This is a genomic window from Bradyrhizobium sp. CCBAU 51745, from assembly GCF_028128715.1.
Classification (GTDB): Bacteria; Pseudomonadota; Alphaproteobacteria; order Rhizobiales; family Xanthobacteraceae; genus Bradyrhizobium; species Bradyrhizobium manausense.
The window spans coordinates 628,323-644,461 of the sequence record NZ_LBJP01000007.1 but is presented as its reverse complement, the minus strand read 5'-3'; the positions used below and the strand labels follow the sequence as shown (position 1 = coordinate 644,461).

Below are 16,139 nucleotides of genomic sequence, written 5' to 3'. Positions count from 1 at the left end.
GCCGTTCCGGCCCAGCGCGCAATTGCGCGCCAGGCCGGGACGACACTGAGGACGGAATCGGCTACTCTCCCTGCCATGGACCACCCCGCCCGCAACATCGCCCTCGTTCCGCCGCCCGACCGCCGGCAGTCCGAAACCGCGCTCGCGATCGCGCGCGGCACGGCGCGGCTGCTGCGCTCGCTCGGCTTTTCCTGCATCAGCGAATTGCCGTTGCCGTCGGGCCGGCGCGCCGATCTCGTGGCGCTGAACGAGCGCGGCGAGATCTGGATTGTCGAGATCAAGTCGTCGGTCGAGGATCTGCGCGCCGATCAGAAATGGCACGAATACCGCGCCCATTGCGACCGGCTGTTCTTCGCCTTCATGCAGGACCTGCCCTGCGAGATCTTTCCTGAAGATACCGGCCTGATCATCGCCGATGCCTATGGCGCGCACATGCATTGCGAAGCGCCCGAGCACAGAATCGCCGCCGCAACGCGCAAGCAGATGACGGTGCGCTTCGGCATGGCGGCAGCGTTGCGCATCAACCGCCTGGTCGATCCGCAAGGGCATGCGGATTTCTGGGAGTAGGCACAGCACCGTCGCCCGCCGTGGAAAGCGGGGCTTGCAGCGGCAAGACGGGTTACGGTGTGGCGTTGGTCTCTGCGAGGAGCCCTTGCGACGAAGCGATCCAGACTGTCTCCGCAGAGGATTCTGGATTGCTTCGCTACGCTCGCAATGACGATGTGGCGCGATCGAGCGAGAAAATACGGTGCCGTAGGGTGGGCAAAGCGATAGCGTGCCCACCAAACCTAACGATGAAACTCAGAGACAATTCGTGGGCACGGCGCTACGCGCCTTTGCCCACCCTACGGCACCGTTACCGCGGCGCGCGCTTGGCCAAAATGCGCTGCAACGTCCGCCGGTGCATGTTGAGCCGCCGCGCCGTTTCCGAGACGTTGCGGTTGCACATCTCGTAGATGCGCTGGATGTGTTCCCAGCGCACGCGGTCGGCCGACATCGGGTTCGCGGGCGGCTCGGACTTTTCAGCGCTGGTCGAGAGCAGCGCGGCGACGACGTCGTCGGCGTCCGCAGGCTTCGACAGATAATCGATCGCGCCCATCTTCACCGCGGTGACGGCGGTGGCGATGTTGCCGTAGCCGGTCAGCACGATGGCACGGGCTTCGGGACGCTTCTTCTTCAGCGCGGAGACGACGTCGAGACCGTTGCCGTCGCCGAGCCTGAGATCGACCACGGCGAAGGCCGGGGCGGACTTGCCGATTTGCGCAAGACCATCCGAGACCGTGTCACATGACGTCACCGCAAAGCCGCGTGTCTCCATGGCGCGCGACAGGCGCTCCAGGAACGGCTTGTCGTCCTCCACGATGAGAAGCGAGCGGTCGGTCTGATCGTTCAGTTCGGCGATGGCGTTCAAGGTTTTGTCCTCTCTCCTGCACATCTACATATGGCGTCGCAATCAGGCGGTGTGAAGGCCGCCAATGGTCGATCGGGCCTCATGTGCGACGCAAGGTCGCGGCCTATCCTATTGTTTCCTCTAGGCTCTCGATAGCCTCAAAACGCTGGCGCGGCCACGCAATCTGGACCACCGCGCCGTGTTCCGGAAAGGTCCTGTTGGTAAACGAGACCTTGGCGCCGGTGCGTTCAAGCAACGTGCGGGCGATGAACACGCCAAGTCCGAGGCCGCCGCCGGAATCCTGTGCGCGCCGCCGCGACAGATAGGGTTCGCCGATGCGGTTCATGAGATCGGGCGGAATGCCCGGGCCGTCGTCGGAGATCACGATCTCGATCGTGTCGTTGTTCCACCACGCGTTCACTTCCACCGTCGAGTTGGCGAAGTCGACGGCGTTCTCGATGATGTTGCCGACGCCATAAAGCACCGCTGGATTGCGTGATCCGACCGGCTCGGCTGTTGCGGTCACGGCAATCCGCACCTTGATGGCGACGCCGAAATCGCGATGTGGCGCCACCACCTCCTCGATCAGCTCGGACAGCTTCATGCGGTCGAACGGCGCGCCGGTGGAGGAGAGCTGGGTGATCTTGCCCAGGATGTCGCGGCAACGCTGCGTCTGTTCGCGCAGGGTTTTCAGGTCGGCGGCGAATGCCGGGTCTTTCACCGTCTTCTCCAGCTCGCGCGAGATCAGGAAGATGGTCGCGAGCGGCGTGCCGAGCTCGTGCGCGGCGGCCGCGGCCAATCCGTCGAGCTGGGTCAGATGCTGCTCGCGCGTCAGCACCAGCTCGGTCGCGGCGAGCGCGTCCGCCAGCTTGCGCGCCTCCTCGGTCACCTGAAACGAGTAGAGGCTGGTGACGCCGATCGCGAGCACGATCGAAAGCCAGACGCCGACAAGATAGATCGGCGGCAGCACCACGGGATCTTCGGAGTCCCATGGCAGCGGGAAATGAAAGAAGAACAGGATCGAGGCGCAGGCGACGGCCAGGATGCCGAGGCCAAAGGTCAGCCGTGCCGGCAAGGCGGTGGCCGAAATCAGGACGGGCGCGAGGAACAGAAACGAGAACGGGTTCTGCAATCCGCCGGTGAAGAACAACAGCCCGGCCAGTTCCACGATGTTGAGGGCCAGCAGTCCGGCCGCCTGGATCGGCTCCAGCCGCCGCATCGGATTGACGGCGGTCTGGAGCGCCAGATTGAGCGTGGCCGACAGGCCGATGATGCCGACGCAGGGAACGATCGGGACATCGAACTCGAGCCCCTGCGCCACGATAAAGATTGCAGCTAACTGGCCCAGCACCGCAAGCCAGCGCAGCCGCAGGATGGTGTCCAGGCGGATGTGTCGTTGCGACGGGCGGAAATCGGAAGCGGCGGTCTCGGTCATTGCAAGTCAATCTAGCGGTGCACGGGTCCGATCACAAACACGCTCCCCCACACATTCGGTCGCAGGCCGTCGCATCTGGCGTGCACGATGAGGCGGCGCTGCGCTCCCTCGCCCGCTTGCGGGAGAGGATTGGGGAGAGGATTGGGGAGAGGGTGTCTCCGCAAAGGGACAATCCCCAAGAGGAAAGAACCCTCACCCGCCGCGCTCTGCGAGCGCGTCGGCCTCTCCCGCACGCGGGAGAGGCGAAGCAAGCCCGCAGACAATCTCCGTACAATCCATATGCGATCACCCTGCGGTTCATAGGGCGGAAGTCCCCGACATCAAGCCTTGCACTCCACCGCGCAATGGCGGAAGAACGCCTGCAGCATGACCGGGAATGACAACGCTTCAAGCTGGCCGACTGTCGCGGAGGGCATTTCGTCCGCGGCCATTGAGGTCGATCGTCTCGTCAAGGTCTACAAACAGACCCGCGCGGTCGATGGCATCTCCTTTTCGCTTCCCCGCGGCAGCATCACCGGGCTGCTCGGCGGCAACGGCGCCGGCAAGACCACCACCATCGCGATGATCATGGGGCTGGTGCTGCCGACCTCCGGCCGTGTCCGTGTGCTCGGCCATCGGATGCCGGAGGAGAGCGCCGAGGTGCTGGGGCGGATGAATTTCGAAAGCCCCTATGTCGACATGCCGATGCGGCTGACGGTGCGGCAGAACCTCACCATCTTCGGCAAGCTCTATGCCGTCAGGCACCTTGCCGACCGCATCGCAAAACTGGCCGACGACCTCGATCTCACCGATTTCATCGACCGCGCCAATGGCAAGCTCTCGGCCGGGCAGAAGACCCGTGTTGCGCTGGCGAAGGCGCTGATCAACCAGCCCGAGCTGCTCCTGCTGGACGAGCCGACCGCCTCGCTCGACCCTGATACGGCCGATTGGGTGCGCAGCCATCTGGAGCGCTACCGCAAGGACAACAACGCCACCATCTTGTTGGCGTCGCACAACATGCTCGAGGTCGAGCGTCTCTGCGACCGCGTCATCATCATGAAGCGGGGTCGCATCGAGGATGACGACACCCCCGACGCCATCATGGCCCGTTACAACCGCACCACACTGGAAGAGGTGTTCCTGGACGTCGCGCGCGGGCGGGCGAATGGCGCGAAGGAGGAGGCGAGATGAGGGAGCTCCCGTGTCTCAGCCGTCATTCCGGGGCGCGCGAAGCGCGAACCCGGAATCCATTTCCCCGCATGTGCTGCGGGTCGATGGATTCCGGGCTCGATGCTGCGCATCGCCCCGGAATGACGGGTCCTTTCAAGACTGATGAACGTCCATGACCGAGCTCATCCTCCACCACGGCATCTCCCTCCAGCGCATCGGCGCGATGATCCTGCGCTATTGGTATCTGCTGCTGTCGTCCTGGCCGCGGCTGCTCGAGCTGTTGTACTGGCCGGCGCTGCAGATCATCACCTGGGGCTTTCTTCAGCTCTACATCGCCCAGAATGCCAATTTCTTTGCGCGCGCCGGCGGCACGCTGATCGGCGCCGTCATCCTCTGGGACATCCTGTTCCGCGGCCAGCTCGGCTTCTCCATCTCCTTCCTCGAGGAGATGTGGGCCCGCAACCTCGGCAACCTCATGATGAGCCCGTTGCGGCCGATCGAGTTCCTGCTCTCGCTGATGGCGATGAGCCTGATCCGGCTCGCGATCGGCGTCATCCCGATGACGCTGCTCGCGATCGCGTTCTTTCATTTCAACGTCTACAGCCTCGGCCTGCCGCTGATCGCCTTCTTCTGCAATCTGATCTTCACCAGCTGGTCGGTTGGCATCTTCGTCTCCGGTCTGGTGCTGCGGAACGGCCTTGGCGCCGAGAGCATCGTCTGGACCTTGATGTTTGGAATCATGCCGCTCGCCTGCATCTATTATCCCGTCAGCGTGCTGCCGGGTTGGCTGCAAACCATCGCCTGGTCGCTGCCACCGACTTACGTCTTCGAGGGGATGCGCGCGCTGCTGATCGAGAACAGCTTCCGGACCGATTTGATGCTGGACGCGTTAGCCATCAATGCGGTGCTTCTGGTGGCTTCATTTGGGGCATTCCTTGCCCTTTTGCGCAGCGCCCGAAAGCATGGCTCGCTGCTCTCGGGCGGCGAATAACGTCACTTTCTCGTGGATTCAGGCTGATTTGGCTGTTCAGGCCACGTAGATGTACGGAACCATGGATTGACGCAATATTGCGCATTCGGCAGTATGCTGCGATGCGAAGAGGATTATAATATGCCTATTGGTGAGTTTGGCGGCGCGCCGCCCCTGGCGGCAGAAGGCAGCCCGGTCCTAACCACGCCGATGTACTGGATGTACGAGATGGCCCACGCCTCTCTCAATCCGGCGCGCGCGGTCACCGACGCAACCAAGCTGCTGTTTCAAAATCCGCTGAATCCCTGGGCGCGCACCGAAGTCGGCAAGTCGGTCGCCGCGGCCTGCGAATTGTTCGAGCGCACCACGCGCCGCTACGGCAAGCCGGAATGGGGCCTCAACGACACCGAGGTTAACGGCATCCGCGTCCCCGTCGAGGTCCGCTCGGTCTGGGAAAAGCCGTTCTGCAACCTGCTTTACTTCGATCGCAAATTCGCCCGCCCGTTGCGCAGCCCGCAGCCGCGCGTGCTGATCGTAGCGCCGATGTCCGGCCACTATGCAACGCTGCTGCGCGGCACGGTCGAGGCCTTCCTGCCGGGGCATGAGGTCTACATCACCGATTGGGCCGATGCGCGCATGGTGCCGCTCAGCGAAGGCCGCTTCGATCTCGACGATTACATCGACTACGTCATCGAGATGCTGCATGTGCTGGGTGGCAACACCCATGTCATGGCGGTGTGCCAGCCGTCCGTGCCCGTCGTGGCCGCGGTCTCGATCATGGAAGCGCGGCGCGATCCCTTCGTGCCGACCTCGATGACGCTGATGGGCGGGCCGATCGATACGCGCCGCAATCCGACCGCCGTGAACAATCTCGCGCAGGAGCGCGGCATCGGCTGGTTCCGCAACCACGTCATCACCAAGGTGCCGTTCCCGCATCCGGGCATGATGCGCGACGTCTATCCGGGCTTCCTCCAGCTCAACGGGTTCATCAGCATGAACCTCGACCGGCACATGGACGCCCATAAGCAGCTCTTCGCTCATCTGGTGAAGGGTGACGGCGACCTCGTCGACAAGCATCGTGAGTTCTATGACGAATATCTCGCGGTGATGGACCTCTCGGCCGAATATTACCTGCAAACGGTCGACACCGTCTTCGTGAAGCACTCGCTGCCGAAGGGCGAGATGACCCATCGTGGAACGCGCGTCGATCCCTCCAAGGTAACGCGCGTTGCGTTGATGACGGTCGAGGGCGAGAACGACGACATCTCGGGTCTCGGCCAGACCGAAGCGACACACGCCTTGTGCAGCTCGATCCCGGATCATCGCCGCGTTCATTACGTCCAGAAGGGCGTCGGACATTACGGCGTGTTCAACGGCTCGCGCTTCAAGTCGGAAATCATGCCGCGCATCCATGATTTCATGGTCTCGGCAGCAAATCCGAGCTCGTTGAAGGCGCTTGCGGCCGAATAATGCTCCTCATGGTGAGTGCGCGGAACGCGCGTCTCGAACCATGAAGGCCCGTATCTCGCCGGCGACTATCCTTCGAGACGCCCGCTGCGCGGGCTCCTCAGGATGAGGACGGAAACAGCTGTTTTTCGGCTTTCCCGCTGAATCTGCGGGCCTGCCGAGGGGCTCCAGGAGGCCCTAGTTCCCGCCAGAATCGAGGTATTTAGGTAGCGATCTAGGAGTGAGTCGGCCCTCACCCCTTGGGGGTGTCGCATGCGTCCAGCGGGGGCGAAAAAAGCGGGTTCCAACCCCAGTCTGTAGGGTCTCCCGGACGCCAGACCCCTGTATATTGGGCAAATGATTTGTTTTTGCGCCGAGCGCTTTCCCTGGCGGCGGTTATGGCAGAATCCGGGCGACCTCCTGCTCCCCGGACTGACAGACATGGCCACACGCGCACTCCTCTATCGGCGGCCCCACGAACCGAAGACCCTCGTCATCACCCATGGATCGCAATTCTTTGCGATTCGGCTGCGCAGGCACCGCCGAGCGCGTCGTTACACGCTTCGAATCCATCCGAGTGATCGTGAAGCCATCCTCACGATGCCGCCGCGCGGCACGCTCGTCGAAGCCAAGGACTTCGCGCAACGTCATGGTGCGTGGATCGCGGCCCGTCTCGGTCGTCTGCCGAAGGCTGCACCGTTCCAGCCTGGCACAGTGATACCGCTCCGCGGCGTTCCTCATCGCATCGTGCATCGCGCAGGCAGCCGCGGCACGGTTTGGCCGGAAATTCGCGACAGCGGAGAACGCATTCTCTGTGTCGCCGGCGGCCTCGACTATGTCGATCGCCGCGTCAGCGACTTCCTCAAGCGCGAGGCGCGCAAGGATCTGCAGCGTTCGGCGGAGATCCATGCCGCCGAGCTCGGCGTCAAGGTGAAGCGGCTCTCGATCCGCGATCAGTCCAGCCGCTGGGGCTCCTGCACCTCGGCCGGCTCGCTGTCATTCTCCTGGCGCCTGATCCTCGCTCCGCCCTATGTGCTGGACTACCTCGCCGCGCATGAAGTGGCCCATCTCGTCGAGATGAACCACTCGGCGAAGTTCTGGCGCGTCTGCGGCAAGATCTGCCCGTCCATGGAGCGCGCCAAGAAGTGGCTCGACACCTGCGGCAACGATCTGCACCGGTACGGGGTCGAGGATTAGCTCAGCAAATGCTGTCCTCGCCCGCGAAAGCGGGCGATCCAGTATTCCAGAGGCGATTGTTGTTAAACCGAGAAGCCGCGGCGTACTGGATTCCCCGCCTTCGCGGGGAATGACAGTGGTGTTTGAGGCGAGCATAGCGCCTCTTGCGCCACATTCGCTGATTTGAGAGCCGTATCAACGACGACGCGACTCCCACCCCGCATCACGCCGCAACACCCCGCCTACTGTGCATGGGGTTGTTTTCGCGTTTTGTTTTGAGGCCTACCGGTTGCCGCCGAACAGCCGGTCCATCAGCCAGCCATCAAGCCCTGCAGCCGGCTCCGGCCGCACATTGGCGCGGGTCGGCGGCGGCGCGCGGTAGCCGCCATTGCTGACCGGCGCCGATGAAGCTCCGGGTGCGGCCTGCGTCGGCGGCGATATCTGCGATGAGATCTGCACCAGGTTCGACGGCCCCCAATTGCTTTGCGGCAGGGCTGCGACCTGCACGCCTTCGTGCGCCGCGCGCATGAAGCGGGTCCAGACTTCCACCGGCAGGCCGCCGCCGGTTGCCTTCTTGGTCGGCGAGTTGTCGTCATTGCCGAGCCAGACGCCGGTGACGAGGTTCGACGTGTAGCCGATGAACCAGGCGTCGCGATAATCCTGGCTGGTGCCGGTCTTGCCGGCCGCCTGCCAGCCGGGGATCTCAGCCTTCTTCGCAGTGCCCGAGATCAGCGTCTCCCGCATCATACTGTTCATCATGCCGACGTAGCGCGGCTCGATCACCTGATTATGTTCGTCGGGCTGGCGCATGTAGAGGAGCTTGCCGTCGAGCGTCCTGATCCGCGTCACCACATGCGGCGTCGTCGCGAAGCCGCCATTGGCGAACGGCGCATAGGCGCCGACCAGCTCGACGACTGAAACTTCAGAGGTGCCGAGCGCGATCGAGGCGTTGGGCTCGAGTTTGGAGGCGATGCCGAGCCGGTGCGCGGTGCGCACCACGTTCTTCGGTCCGACCTCGAGGCCGAGGCGGATGGCGACGGTGTTGAGCGACATCGCCAGCGCCTGCGTCAGCGTCACCGGGCCGAAATATTCGTGGGTGTAGTTCTCAGGTCTCCAGCCCTTGACCTCGATCGGCGCGTCCTGGCGGATGGTGTCGGGCGTCAGCCCCTGCTCCATCGCCGTCAGATAGACGAACGGCTTGAAGGATGAGCCGGGCTGGCGTTTTGCGGTCACCGCGCGATTGTACTGGCTCTCGGAATAGTTCCGCCCGCCGACCATGGCGCGCACCGCACCGTCAGGTGTCATCGCCACCAGCGCGCCCTGGCTGACATTGAACTTCACGCTCTTGGCCGCGAGCTCGTCGATGATGGCGGTTTCCGCCAAGGCCTGCAGTTTCGGATCGATCGTGGTCTCGACCTTGATACTGTCGTCGATCTGGCCGACGAGATCGTCCAGCACCTCGCCGATCCAGTCGGCGACGTAGTTCACGGTTCCGGCGCCAACGGGCTTCACGACGTAGGAGGGGTGGCCGATCGAGGCCTGCGCCTGTGCGTCGGTGATGAACTTGGCATCCGCCATCGCCGCCAGCACGACCTGAGCGCGCGCCTCCGCGCCTTCCGGATTGCGGTTCGGCGCCAGGCGCGAGGGCGATTTGACCAGCCCGGCCAGCATCGCGGCTTCCGCGATCGTGACGTTCCTGGCCGGCTTGCCGAAATATTTCTGCGCGGCGGCTTCGACGCCGTAGGCACCGGAGCCGAAATAGACCCGGTTGAGATAGAGCTCCAGGATCTCGTTCTTGGAATGCTTGCGTTCCAGCCAGATCGCGAGCTCCGCCTCCTGCAGCTTGCGCGCCATGGTGCGCTCCTGGGTCAGGAACAGATTCTTCGCCAGCTGCTGGGTCAGCGTCGAGCCGCCCTGCGACACGCCACGATGGAGCACATTGGTGACGAGGGCGCGCAGGATGCCGACCGGGTCGATGCCGAAATGCGAATAGAAGCGGCGGTCCTCGATGGCGATGAAGGCCTTCGGCAGATAGGGCGGCAGATCCTTCAGCGAGACGTTGGCGCCGGCCATCTCGCCGCGCTGCGCCAGCAGGCTGCCGTCGATGCCGACGATCTGGATGGTCGGCGGGCGTTTTGGAATTTCCAGCGACTGAATCGGCGGCAGATGGGCGCCGACCCAGATCACGACGCCGATGACGGCGATCACACCCCAGAGGCCCAGCACGGCGCCCCAATAGACGAGGCGGCCGAGGCCGGCGCCGATCGATGATCGCGACCGGCGCTTGGCACCACTGCGCTTGGCGGGTGCCTTGCGCTCGCGCGGCGGCTCGTCGCCGTCAGGTTCGGCCTTGCGCTTGCCGGCCGATTTCTTCGGCTTGTCGTCGCCGCCGGGAATGCGATCGGCCGCCGTCAGGCGCAGATCGGCAAGCGCCGCGGGCAAGCCGAACAACGGCTCCTTCCGCCCACCCTTTTTCTTTGCCGACCCCATACGCAAAACGCCCGGTCACCCCGCCCCGCCGCACGCTAGCGGTCGCTGTTTAAGGCCCGGTTACCCCGAGGTTAACGCGTGATTAGGAGGTGCGGCATTCGCCTGCCGCAGTTCCGCTTCGAGGGCGCGGGCGTTAGGATCGAAGGCACAAGAAGAGGAAACACCTATGGGCCACATCGATCCGACCAAGGAGATTTTTGCGCAATTCCGGGAGAACGACCGCCCCGGCCCGATCCACATGCTCAATCTGGTGCGCTTACGCAAAGAGGCGGCCTATCCCGACGGCCGCAAGGCTAGCGGCGCGGAAGCCTATGCGGCCTATGGCCGCGAGAGCGGTCCGGTGTTCACGCGCCTCGGCGGCCGCATCGTCTGGCAGGGCCGGTTCGAGCTGATGCTGATCGGCCCGCAAGAGGAGCGTTGGGACCACTGCTTCATCGCCGAATACCCCAGCGTCGCCGCCTTCGTCGAGATGATCCGCGACCCCGTCTATCGCGAAGCGGTGAAGCACAGGCAGGCTGCCGTGGAGGATTCGCGTTTGATCCGGCACGCGGTGCTGCCGGTGGGGAAGAATTTTGGCGAGATACCGGAATAGACGCTCCAAAAAATCGGCGGCCCGCAGGCCGCCGATTGCAGTTCAGAGCGGTTCGCCTAGCCCGACGGCCCGCTGTCCTCGATGATCGGTCCGAACAGCTCCCAACGCTCGCCGTTGAACTTCATCATCTGCATCTGCTTGTTGACGCGATAGTCGTTCGCACCAGTGGTAATCTTGATGCCGGGCAGCGCCAGGCTCGGCGTGTAGCCCCTGATGTTGGCGGCCTGTTTCATGACGTTCTCGCGCGTCAGGTCGTCGCCGCATTGCTTCAGCACCTGCACCAGCAACTCGGCGACCGAATAGGCATAGGTGTTGACGGTGTTGAGCTTGTCACCTTCCGGGAAATACTTGTCCATAAAGGCGAAGAAGGCCTTCACGCCCGGATCGTCTTTCCACTGGGGATCGCCCGGATCCTTGCCGTAGTTGGTCGAGATGATACCTTTGGAGATGTCGAGGCCGGCTGGCTTCAGCGTCGCCGACACCGGACTCGCGTTGATGTCGAGGATGTGCACGGGCGTCCAGCCGAGGTCGGCGAGCTTCTTGATCGCCTGCGCCGCGAACTTGGGCGTCGAGGCGTCATAGAACAGGTCGATGCCCATCGACTTCAGCTTGACTACCTGCGAGTCGACGGTCGGGTCGGTCACCTCGTACGAGACCTCGCCGACGATCATGCTGGCGGCCTTGTCGCCGAGGCCGCTCTTGAGGCCGGCGAGATAGTCGCGGCCCATATCGTCGTTCTGGTAGAGCACGCCGATCTTGGCATTGGGATGATTGGCGAGAATATATTTTGCGTAGATCCGTCCCTCGGACACGTAGTTCGGATTGTAGGCAATGGTCCAGGGATAGTTCTGCGGATCGTTGAAGCGGGCGGCGCCGGTCGAGGCGAGCAGCTGAGGGATCTTCTTGCTGTTGAGATATTTCTGCACGGCGGCGTTCGCCGCTGTACCGATCAGCTGGAAGGTGAACAGCACCTCGTCGCCCTCGACGAGCTTGCGCACCTGCTCCACGGTCTTCGGCGGCGAATAGGCGTCGTCATACTGGATCAGGTTGATCTTGCGGCCGTTGATGCCGCCCTGATCGTTGATCATCTTGAAGTAGGCGGCCTGGGTCTTGCCGATATTGGCGTAGACGGAATAGGCGCCGGAGAATGGCACGGTCTGGCCGATCTTGATCTCGGTGTCGCTTGCGCCGGTGTCGTATTTCTTCTGGGCGAAGGCCTGGCTGGTCGAGACTGCGACGGCAAACGCCGCCGTGGCCGTTATGAAGGCTCTGCGATTGTTCATGTTGGTTCGTTCCTCCTGACGGAATTTTCGGCCGATGGTCTTTCTCCGTCGATTGCAACGGTCGCCATCGCTGCCGAAGATAGTGGAGGAAGGTTCACCTCAGCGCAAGGATCGCTTCGCTGCGCCGTAGCGTCTCAGGCGAGGCCAGGAGCCTTACGTCTGGCGCGTCTTACGCCAGGAACAACGCCGCCAGCGCGATCGCGGCCGGCACCGCCTGCACGATCAGGATGCGCGTGCTGACGGTCGCCGCGCCATAAGCGCCGGCCACGATCACGCAGAGCAGGAAGAACACTTTGATCTGGAACGCGAAGGCCGGGTTGCCATGCAGCAGCCCCCAGACCAGGCCAGCGACCAGGAAGCCGTTGTAGAGTCCCTGATTGGCCGCCAGCACTTTCGTGATCTCGGCTTTGTCAGGCGTATTGCGAAATGTCTTCAAGCCGAGCGGCTTGTCCCAGAGAAACATCTCCAGGATCAGGAAATAGGCGTGCAGTGCGGCGACGAGCGCCACCAGGACATTGGCGATCAGAATCAAGTTGAGCCCCCCAAAGCGTCAGCTTTCGGGTGGACGTTAGCACGGCCGGCATGGCAAGTGCGAAGTGTGTTTCGAAGTGATGGTGCCGCAATGCCTGCTCGATCAACCAGGACTCCCGAACGCTTCGGCCTCGATCGGCTCGCGACGCCGATCGGGATCGCGCTGCTCGTCACGGATAGCGATGGCGCATTGCGCGCGCTCGATTGGGACGATTACGAGCATCGCATGCGGGAGCTGCTACGCTTGCATCACGGCGCGGTGGAGCTGATCGACCGACCTGCGCCAGCGGCAATGAAGACGGCGCTGTCAGCATATTTCGAAGGTGACCTCGGTCAGCTCATGCGGATTGATTGGCGCATCGCCGGCACGCCGTTCCAGCAAAAGGTCTGGACGGCGCTCGCGACGATTCCAGTGGGCACCACGATGAGCTACGGCGCGTTGGCGGCGAAGATCGAGATGCCCAGGGCCATCAGAGCCGTCGGCCACGCCAATGGCTCCAACCCGATCAGCGTGGTGCTGCCATGCCATCGCCTGATCGGCGCGGACGGTTCGCTGGTGAAATATGGCGGCGGGCTGGAGCGGAAGAGATGGCTGCTGCGGCATGAAGGGGTGGAGGTTTAGGCCCCAGTCGTTCCGGGGCGCCCATAGGGCGAACCCGGAACCTCGAGATTCCGGGTTCGATGCTGCGCATCGCCCCGGAATGACGCGTGAAAATTACGCCGCCGGCTGAACCGCCTTGTCGCCGGCCATCACGTGGGTCAATGCGCTCTTGATCGCAGCCTGGCGAGTCGGGGCGTTGATTTGCGCGCCCAGCAAATCGGTGACGTAGAACACGTCGCGGGCGCGCTCGCCGAAGGTCGCGACATGGGCCGAGGCGATGTTGAGGTTGAGCTTCGAGATCGCCGTGGTCAGCTCGTAGAGCAGGCCGGGGCGGTCGAGGCCGGAGACCTCGATCACCGTGTAGCGATCTGACCATTGGTTGTTGATGGTCACTTCAGGCTCGATCACGAAGGGCCGCGCCTTGCTGCGCACGGTGCGCCGCGCCACCACTTCGGGCAGGCGCAGCTTGCCTTCGAGCACGTCCTCGATCATCTCGCCGATCCGGGTGGCGCGCCGGCCTTCGTCCTCGTCGCGGTCGTATTCCCTGGAGATGGAGATCGTGTCCAGCGCGCGGCCATCGGTCGTGGTGTAGATCTGCGCGTCGACGATGTTGGCGCCGGCGGAGGCACAGGCGCCGGCGATGATCGAGAGCAGCCAGGGATGGTCGGCGGCGAAGATCGTGAGCTCGGTGACGCCGCGCACCTCGTCGAAGCCGACATTGATCGCGAGCTTGTGGCCGGCCTGCTCGCTCGATCGCACGAAGCGCGCGTGGCGAATTTTGCGCGGCAGCTCGACCTTGAGCCAATAGGCCGGATAGTGCCGGTCGATATAGGCGTCGAGCTCGTCGGCCGGCCATTCGGCGAAGGCGTGGCGGAATTCGGCATAGGCGGCCGTGAGGCGCTTGCCGCGGTCGACCTCCGAGAAGCCGCCGGTCAGCACCGGCTCGGTCTCGTAATACAGCGAGCGCAAAAGCTGCGCCTTCCAGCCGTTCCACACGCCGGGGCCGACGCCGCGGATGTCGGCGGTGGTCAGGATGGTAAGCAGCTTCATCTGCTCGACCGACTGCACCACGGCGGCAAAATTCTCGATGGTCTTGCGGTCGGAGAGGTCGCGCGACTGCGCCACCGTGGACATCGTCAGATGTTCCTCGATCAGCCAGGCCACGAGCTCGGTGTCAGCAGCGCTGAAACCGAGCCGCGGGCACAGCCGCCGCGCCACTTTGGCGCCTGCGATCGAATGATCTTCCAGCCGCCCCTTGGCGATGTCGTGCAGCAGGGTCGCGACGTAGATCACCGGCCGGTGCTCGGCCCGGATCTTGCGAAACAGGTCGCTGGCCAGCGTGAACTCTTCGCTGACGCCGCGTTCGATCTCCTGGAGGAAGCCGATGCAACGGATCAGGTGCTCGTCCACCGTGTAGTGATGATACATGTTGAACTGCATCATCGAGACGATCTTGCCGAAGGCGCGGATGAAATGACCGAGCACGCCGGTTTCGTTCATCCGTCGCAGCACGATCTCGGCATTGTCGGAGGTCAGGATCTCCATGAACAGCCGGTTGGCTTCGGGATTCTCGCGCATCTGCGCGTTGATCAGGCCGAGCGAGCGCGTCACGTCGCGCATCGCGTCCGGATGGAAGGCGAGGTTGTTCTTCTGCGCCAGGCGGAAAATGCGGATCAGATTGACCGGATCGTGCTTGAAGACGTCGGGCGCGGCGACGTTGATCCGGTTGTTGTCGACGATGAAGTCGTCGCTGTCGGGCACGCGCCGCTTCACTTGCGTGGGGCGCAAGCGTGCCATCATTCGGCTCAGCACCGGGGCGGGCTTGGCCTGCTGGTCCTCGAGCTTGGCGCAGAGGATAGCGGTGAGGTTGCCGACTTCCTTGGCGACCAGGAAGTAGTGCTTCATGAAGCGCTCGACATCCTGCATGCCGGGATGCGAGGTGTAGCCGAGCCTGATCGCGATCTCGCGCTGCAGATCGAACGACAGCCGCTCCTCGGGCCGCCCGCAGTAGAAATGCAGATTGCAGCGCACCGACCAGAGGAAGTCGGCGCAGCGGCGGAAGCTGCGATACTCCTGCGCGTCGAACACGCCGCGTTCGACCAGCTCGTCGGTGTCGCGGACGCGATAGACGTATTTGGCGATCCAGAACAGCGTGTGCAGGTCGCGTAGCGCCCCCTTGCCGTCCTTGACGTTGGGCTCGACCAGATAGCGCGACTGGCCGCCGCGGCGGTGGCGTTCCTCGCGCTCGGCGAGCTTGGCGGTGACGAACTCGGACGCGGTGCCCTGCACCACTTCCTTGTCGAAGCGCTCGACCAGCTCGTTATAGAGCGGCTGGTCGCCGGTGAGAAAGCGCGTCTCCAGGATCGCGGTGCGGATGGTCATGTCGCCGCGCGCCTGGCGGATCGATTCATCGACCGAGCGCGTGGCGTGGCCGACCTTCAGACCCATGTCCCAGAGGCAATAGAGAATGGCCTCAGCCACCTGCTCGCCCCAGGCAGTCTGCTTGTAGGGCAGGATGAAGAGCAGATCGATGTCCGATTCCGGAGCCATCAGGCCGCGGCCGTAGCCGCCGGTCGCCACCACCGCCATGCGTTCGGCGCCGCTCGGGATCGGCGAGCGGTAGAGGTGACGCGTCGCGGCCGAGTAGAGGATGCGGATGATCTCGTCCTGCACGTGGCACAGCCGCTCGGCGCAGCGGCGGCCGTGCCGGTCCTTGAGCAGGATCGCTTGTGCTGCAGCGCGCGCGGCGATCAGTTCCGCCTTGAGCAATTGCGCGACCGCGGTGCGGAACGCGTCCTCGCGCCCCTGATGCTTTTCGGCAAGCGCATCCACTGCAGCGGTGATCCGCGCAGTGTCGAAACGGTCATCCAGCTCTGGCTTATGCTCGGTCGCAACGCTATCCATGTCTCCACCGGATATAAGAGGCGGCAGGCGCTGTCATCAGCCATTCGCCAGCAATAGTCATTCCATGCTGGAAATCGCCGACGTCGCGCAAAATTGTTCTCAAGTCCCGCGCCTTCGAGGGTGGGATTTTCTCGTTGACCTCCAGACATAACTCATTGAAAAACAATGAAGT

General features: G+C 63.6%; 13 protein-coding genes. 7 read left to right on the top strand and 6 right to left on the bottom strand.

Going from position 1 to position 16,139, the window contains the following annotated elements; genetic code table 11:
- Positions 1–75 precede the first annotated feature (75 nt).
- Positions 76–567 carry an MmcB family DNA repair protein gene (locus XH98_RS10215; protein WP_271598319.1) on the top strand — a complete coding sequence of 164 codons (492 nt, stop codon included), beginning with the start codon at positions 76–78 and terminating at the stop codon, positions 565–567.
- 289 nt (positions 568–856) lie between these two features.
- On the opposite strand, the gene XH98_RS10210 is transcribed toward XH98_RS10215, so the two are convergent.
- A complete protein-coding gene (locus XH98_RS10210) occupies positions 857–1,411 on the bottom strand; it encodes an ActR/PrrA/RegA family redox response regulator transcription factor (RefSeq protein WP_271598318.1) in 555 nt (184 codons plus the stop codon).
- Between the two features lie 103 nt (positions 1,412–1,514).
- Positions 1,515–2,825, bottom strand: coding sequence for an ActS/PrrB/RegB family redox-sensitive histidine kinase (locus XH98_RS10205; RefSeq protein WP_271598317.1), 1,311 nt, complete (start codon positions 2,823–2,825; stop codon positions 1,515–1,517).
- 366 nt (positions 2,826–3,191) lie between these two features.
- Between XH98_RS10205 and XH98_RS10200 the strand changes: the two genes are divergently transcribed.
- The 4 genes from XH98_RS10200 to XH98_RS10185 all read left to right on the top strand — a co-directional run bounded on the left by XH98_RS10200 (position 3,192) and on the right by XH98_RS10185 (position 7,587).
- Positions 3,192–3,995, top strand: a complete 804-nt coding sequence (locus tag XH98_RS10200) for an ABC transporter ATP-binding protein (protein WP_271618514.1) — start codon at positions 3,192–3,194, stop codon at positions 3,993–3,995.
- 151 nt (positions 3,996–4,146) lie between these two features.
- The gene (locus XH98_RS10195; protein ID WP_271598315.1) at positions 4,147–4,965 is read left to right on the top strand and encodes an ABC transporter permease; all 819 of its coding nucleotides are present in this window, start codon (positions 4,147–4,149) and stop codon (positions 4,963–4,965) included.
- 120 nt (positions 4,966–5,085) lie between these two features.
- On the top strand, positions 5,086–6,414 hold the full coding sequence (locus tag XH98_RS10190) for a polyhydroxyalkanoate depolymerase (protein ID WP_271598314.1): 1,329 nt from the start codon (positions 5,086–5,088) through the stop codon (positions 6,412–6,414).
- A gap of 333 nt (positions 6,415–6,747) precedes the next feature.
- Positions 6,748–7,587, top strand: a complete 840-nt coding sequence (locus XH98_RS10185) for a M48 family metallopeptidase (protein ID WP_271618513.1) — start codon at positions 6,748–6,750, stop codon at positions 7,585–7,587.
- A 261-nt stretch (positions 7,588–7,848) separates the two neighbouring features.
- Here XH98_RS10185 and XH98_RS10180 read toward each other — a convergent pair whose 3' ends face one another.
- Positions 7,849–10,056: a transglycosylase domain-containing protein gene (locus tag XH98_RS10180; RefSeq protein WP_271618512.1), complete on the bottom strand. Its 2,208-nt coding sequence runs from the start codon at positions 10,054–10,056 to the stop codon at positions 7,849–7,851.
- A gap of 166 nt (positions 10,057–10,222) precedes the next feature.
- Here XH98_RS10180 and XH98_RS10175 point away from each other — a divergent pair, with 166 nt between their 5' ends.
- Positions 10,223–10,648: a DUF1330 domain-containing protein gene (locus tag XH98_RS10175; protein WP_057750037.1), complete on the top strand. Its 426-nt coding sequence runs from the start codon at positions 10,223–10,225 to the stop codon at positions 10,646–10,648.
- Positions 10,649–10,704: 56 nt separating this feature from the next.
- Here the strand turns inward: XH98_RS10175 and XH98_RS10170 are convergent, their stop codons facing one another.
- Positions 10,705–11,931, bottom strand: coding sequence for an ABC transporter substrate-binding protein (locus XH98_RS10170; RefSeq protein WP_271618511.1), 1,227 nt, complete (start codon positions 11,929–11,931; stop codon positions 10,705–10,707).
- A 169-nt stretch (positions 11,932–12,100) separates the two neighbouring features.
- On the bottom strand, positions 12,101–12,457 hold the full coding sequence (locus XH98_RS10165) for a DUF1304 domain-containing protein (RefSeq protein ID WP_271618567.1): 357 nt from the start codon (positions 12,455–12,457) through the stop codon (positions 12,101–12,103).
- 96 nt (positions 12,458–12,553) lie between these two features.
- Here XH98_RS10165 and XH98_RS10160 point away from each other — a divergent pair, with 96 nt between their 5' ends.
- Positions 12,554–13,084, top strand: a complete 531-nt coding sequence (locus tag XH98_RS10160) for a methylated-DNA--[protein]-cysteine S-methyltransferase (protein WP_271618510.1) — start codon at positions 12,554–12,556, stop codon at positions 13,082–13,084.
- 93 nt (positions 13,085–13,177) lie between these two features.
- Here XH98_RS10160 and XH98_RS10155 read toward each other — a convergent pair whose 3' ends face one another.
- Entirely contained in the window at positions 13,178–15,967 is a 2,790-nt protein-coding gene (locus XH98_RS10155) for a [protein-PII] uridylyltransferase (RefSeq protein WP_271598306.1), read from the bottom strand.
- Between the last annotated feature and the right edge of the window lie 172 nt (positions 15,968–16,139).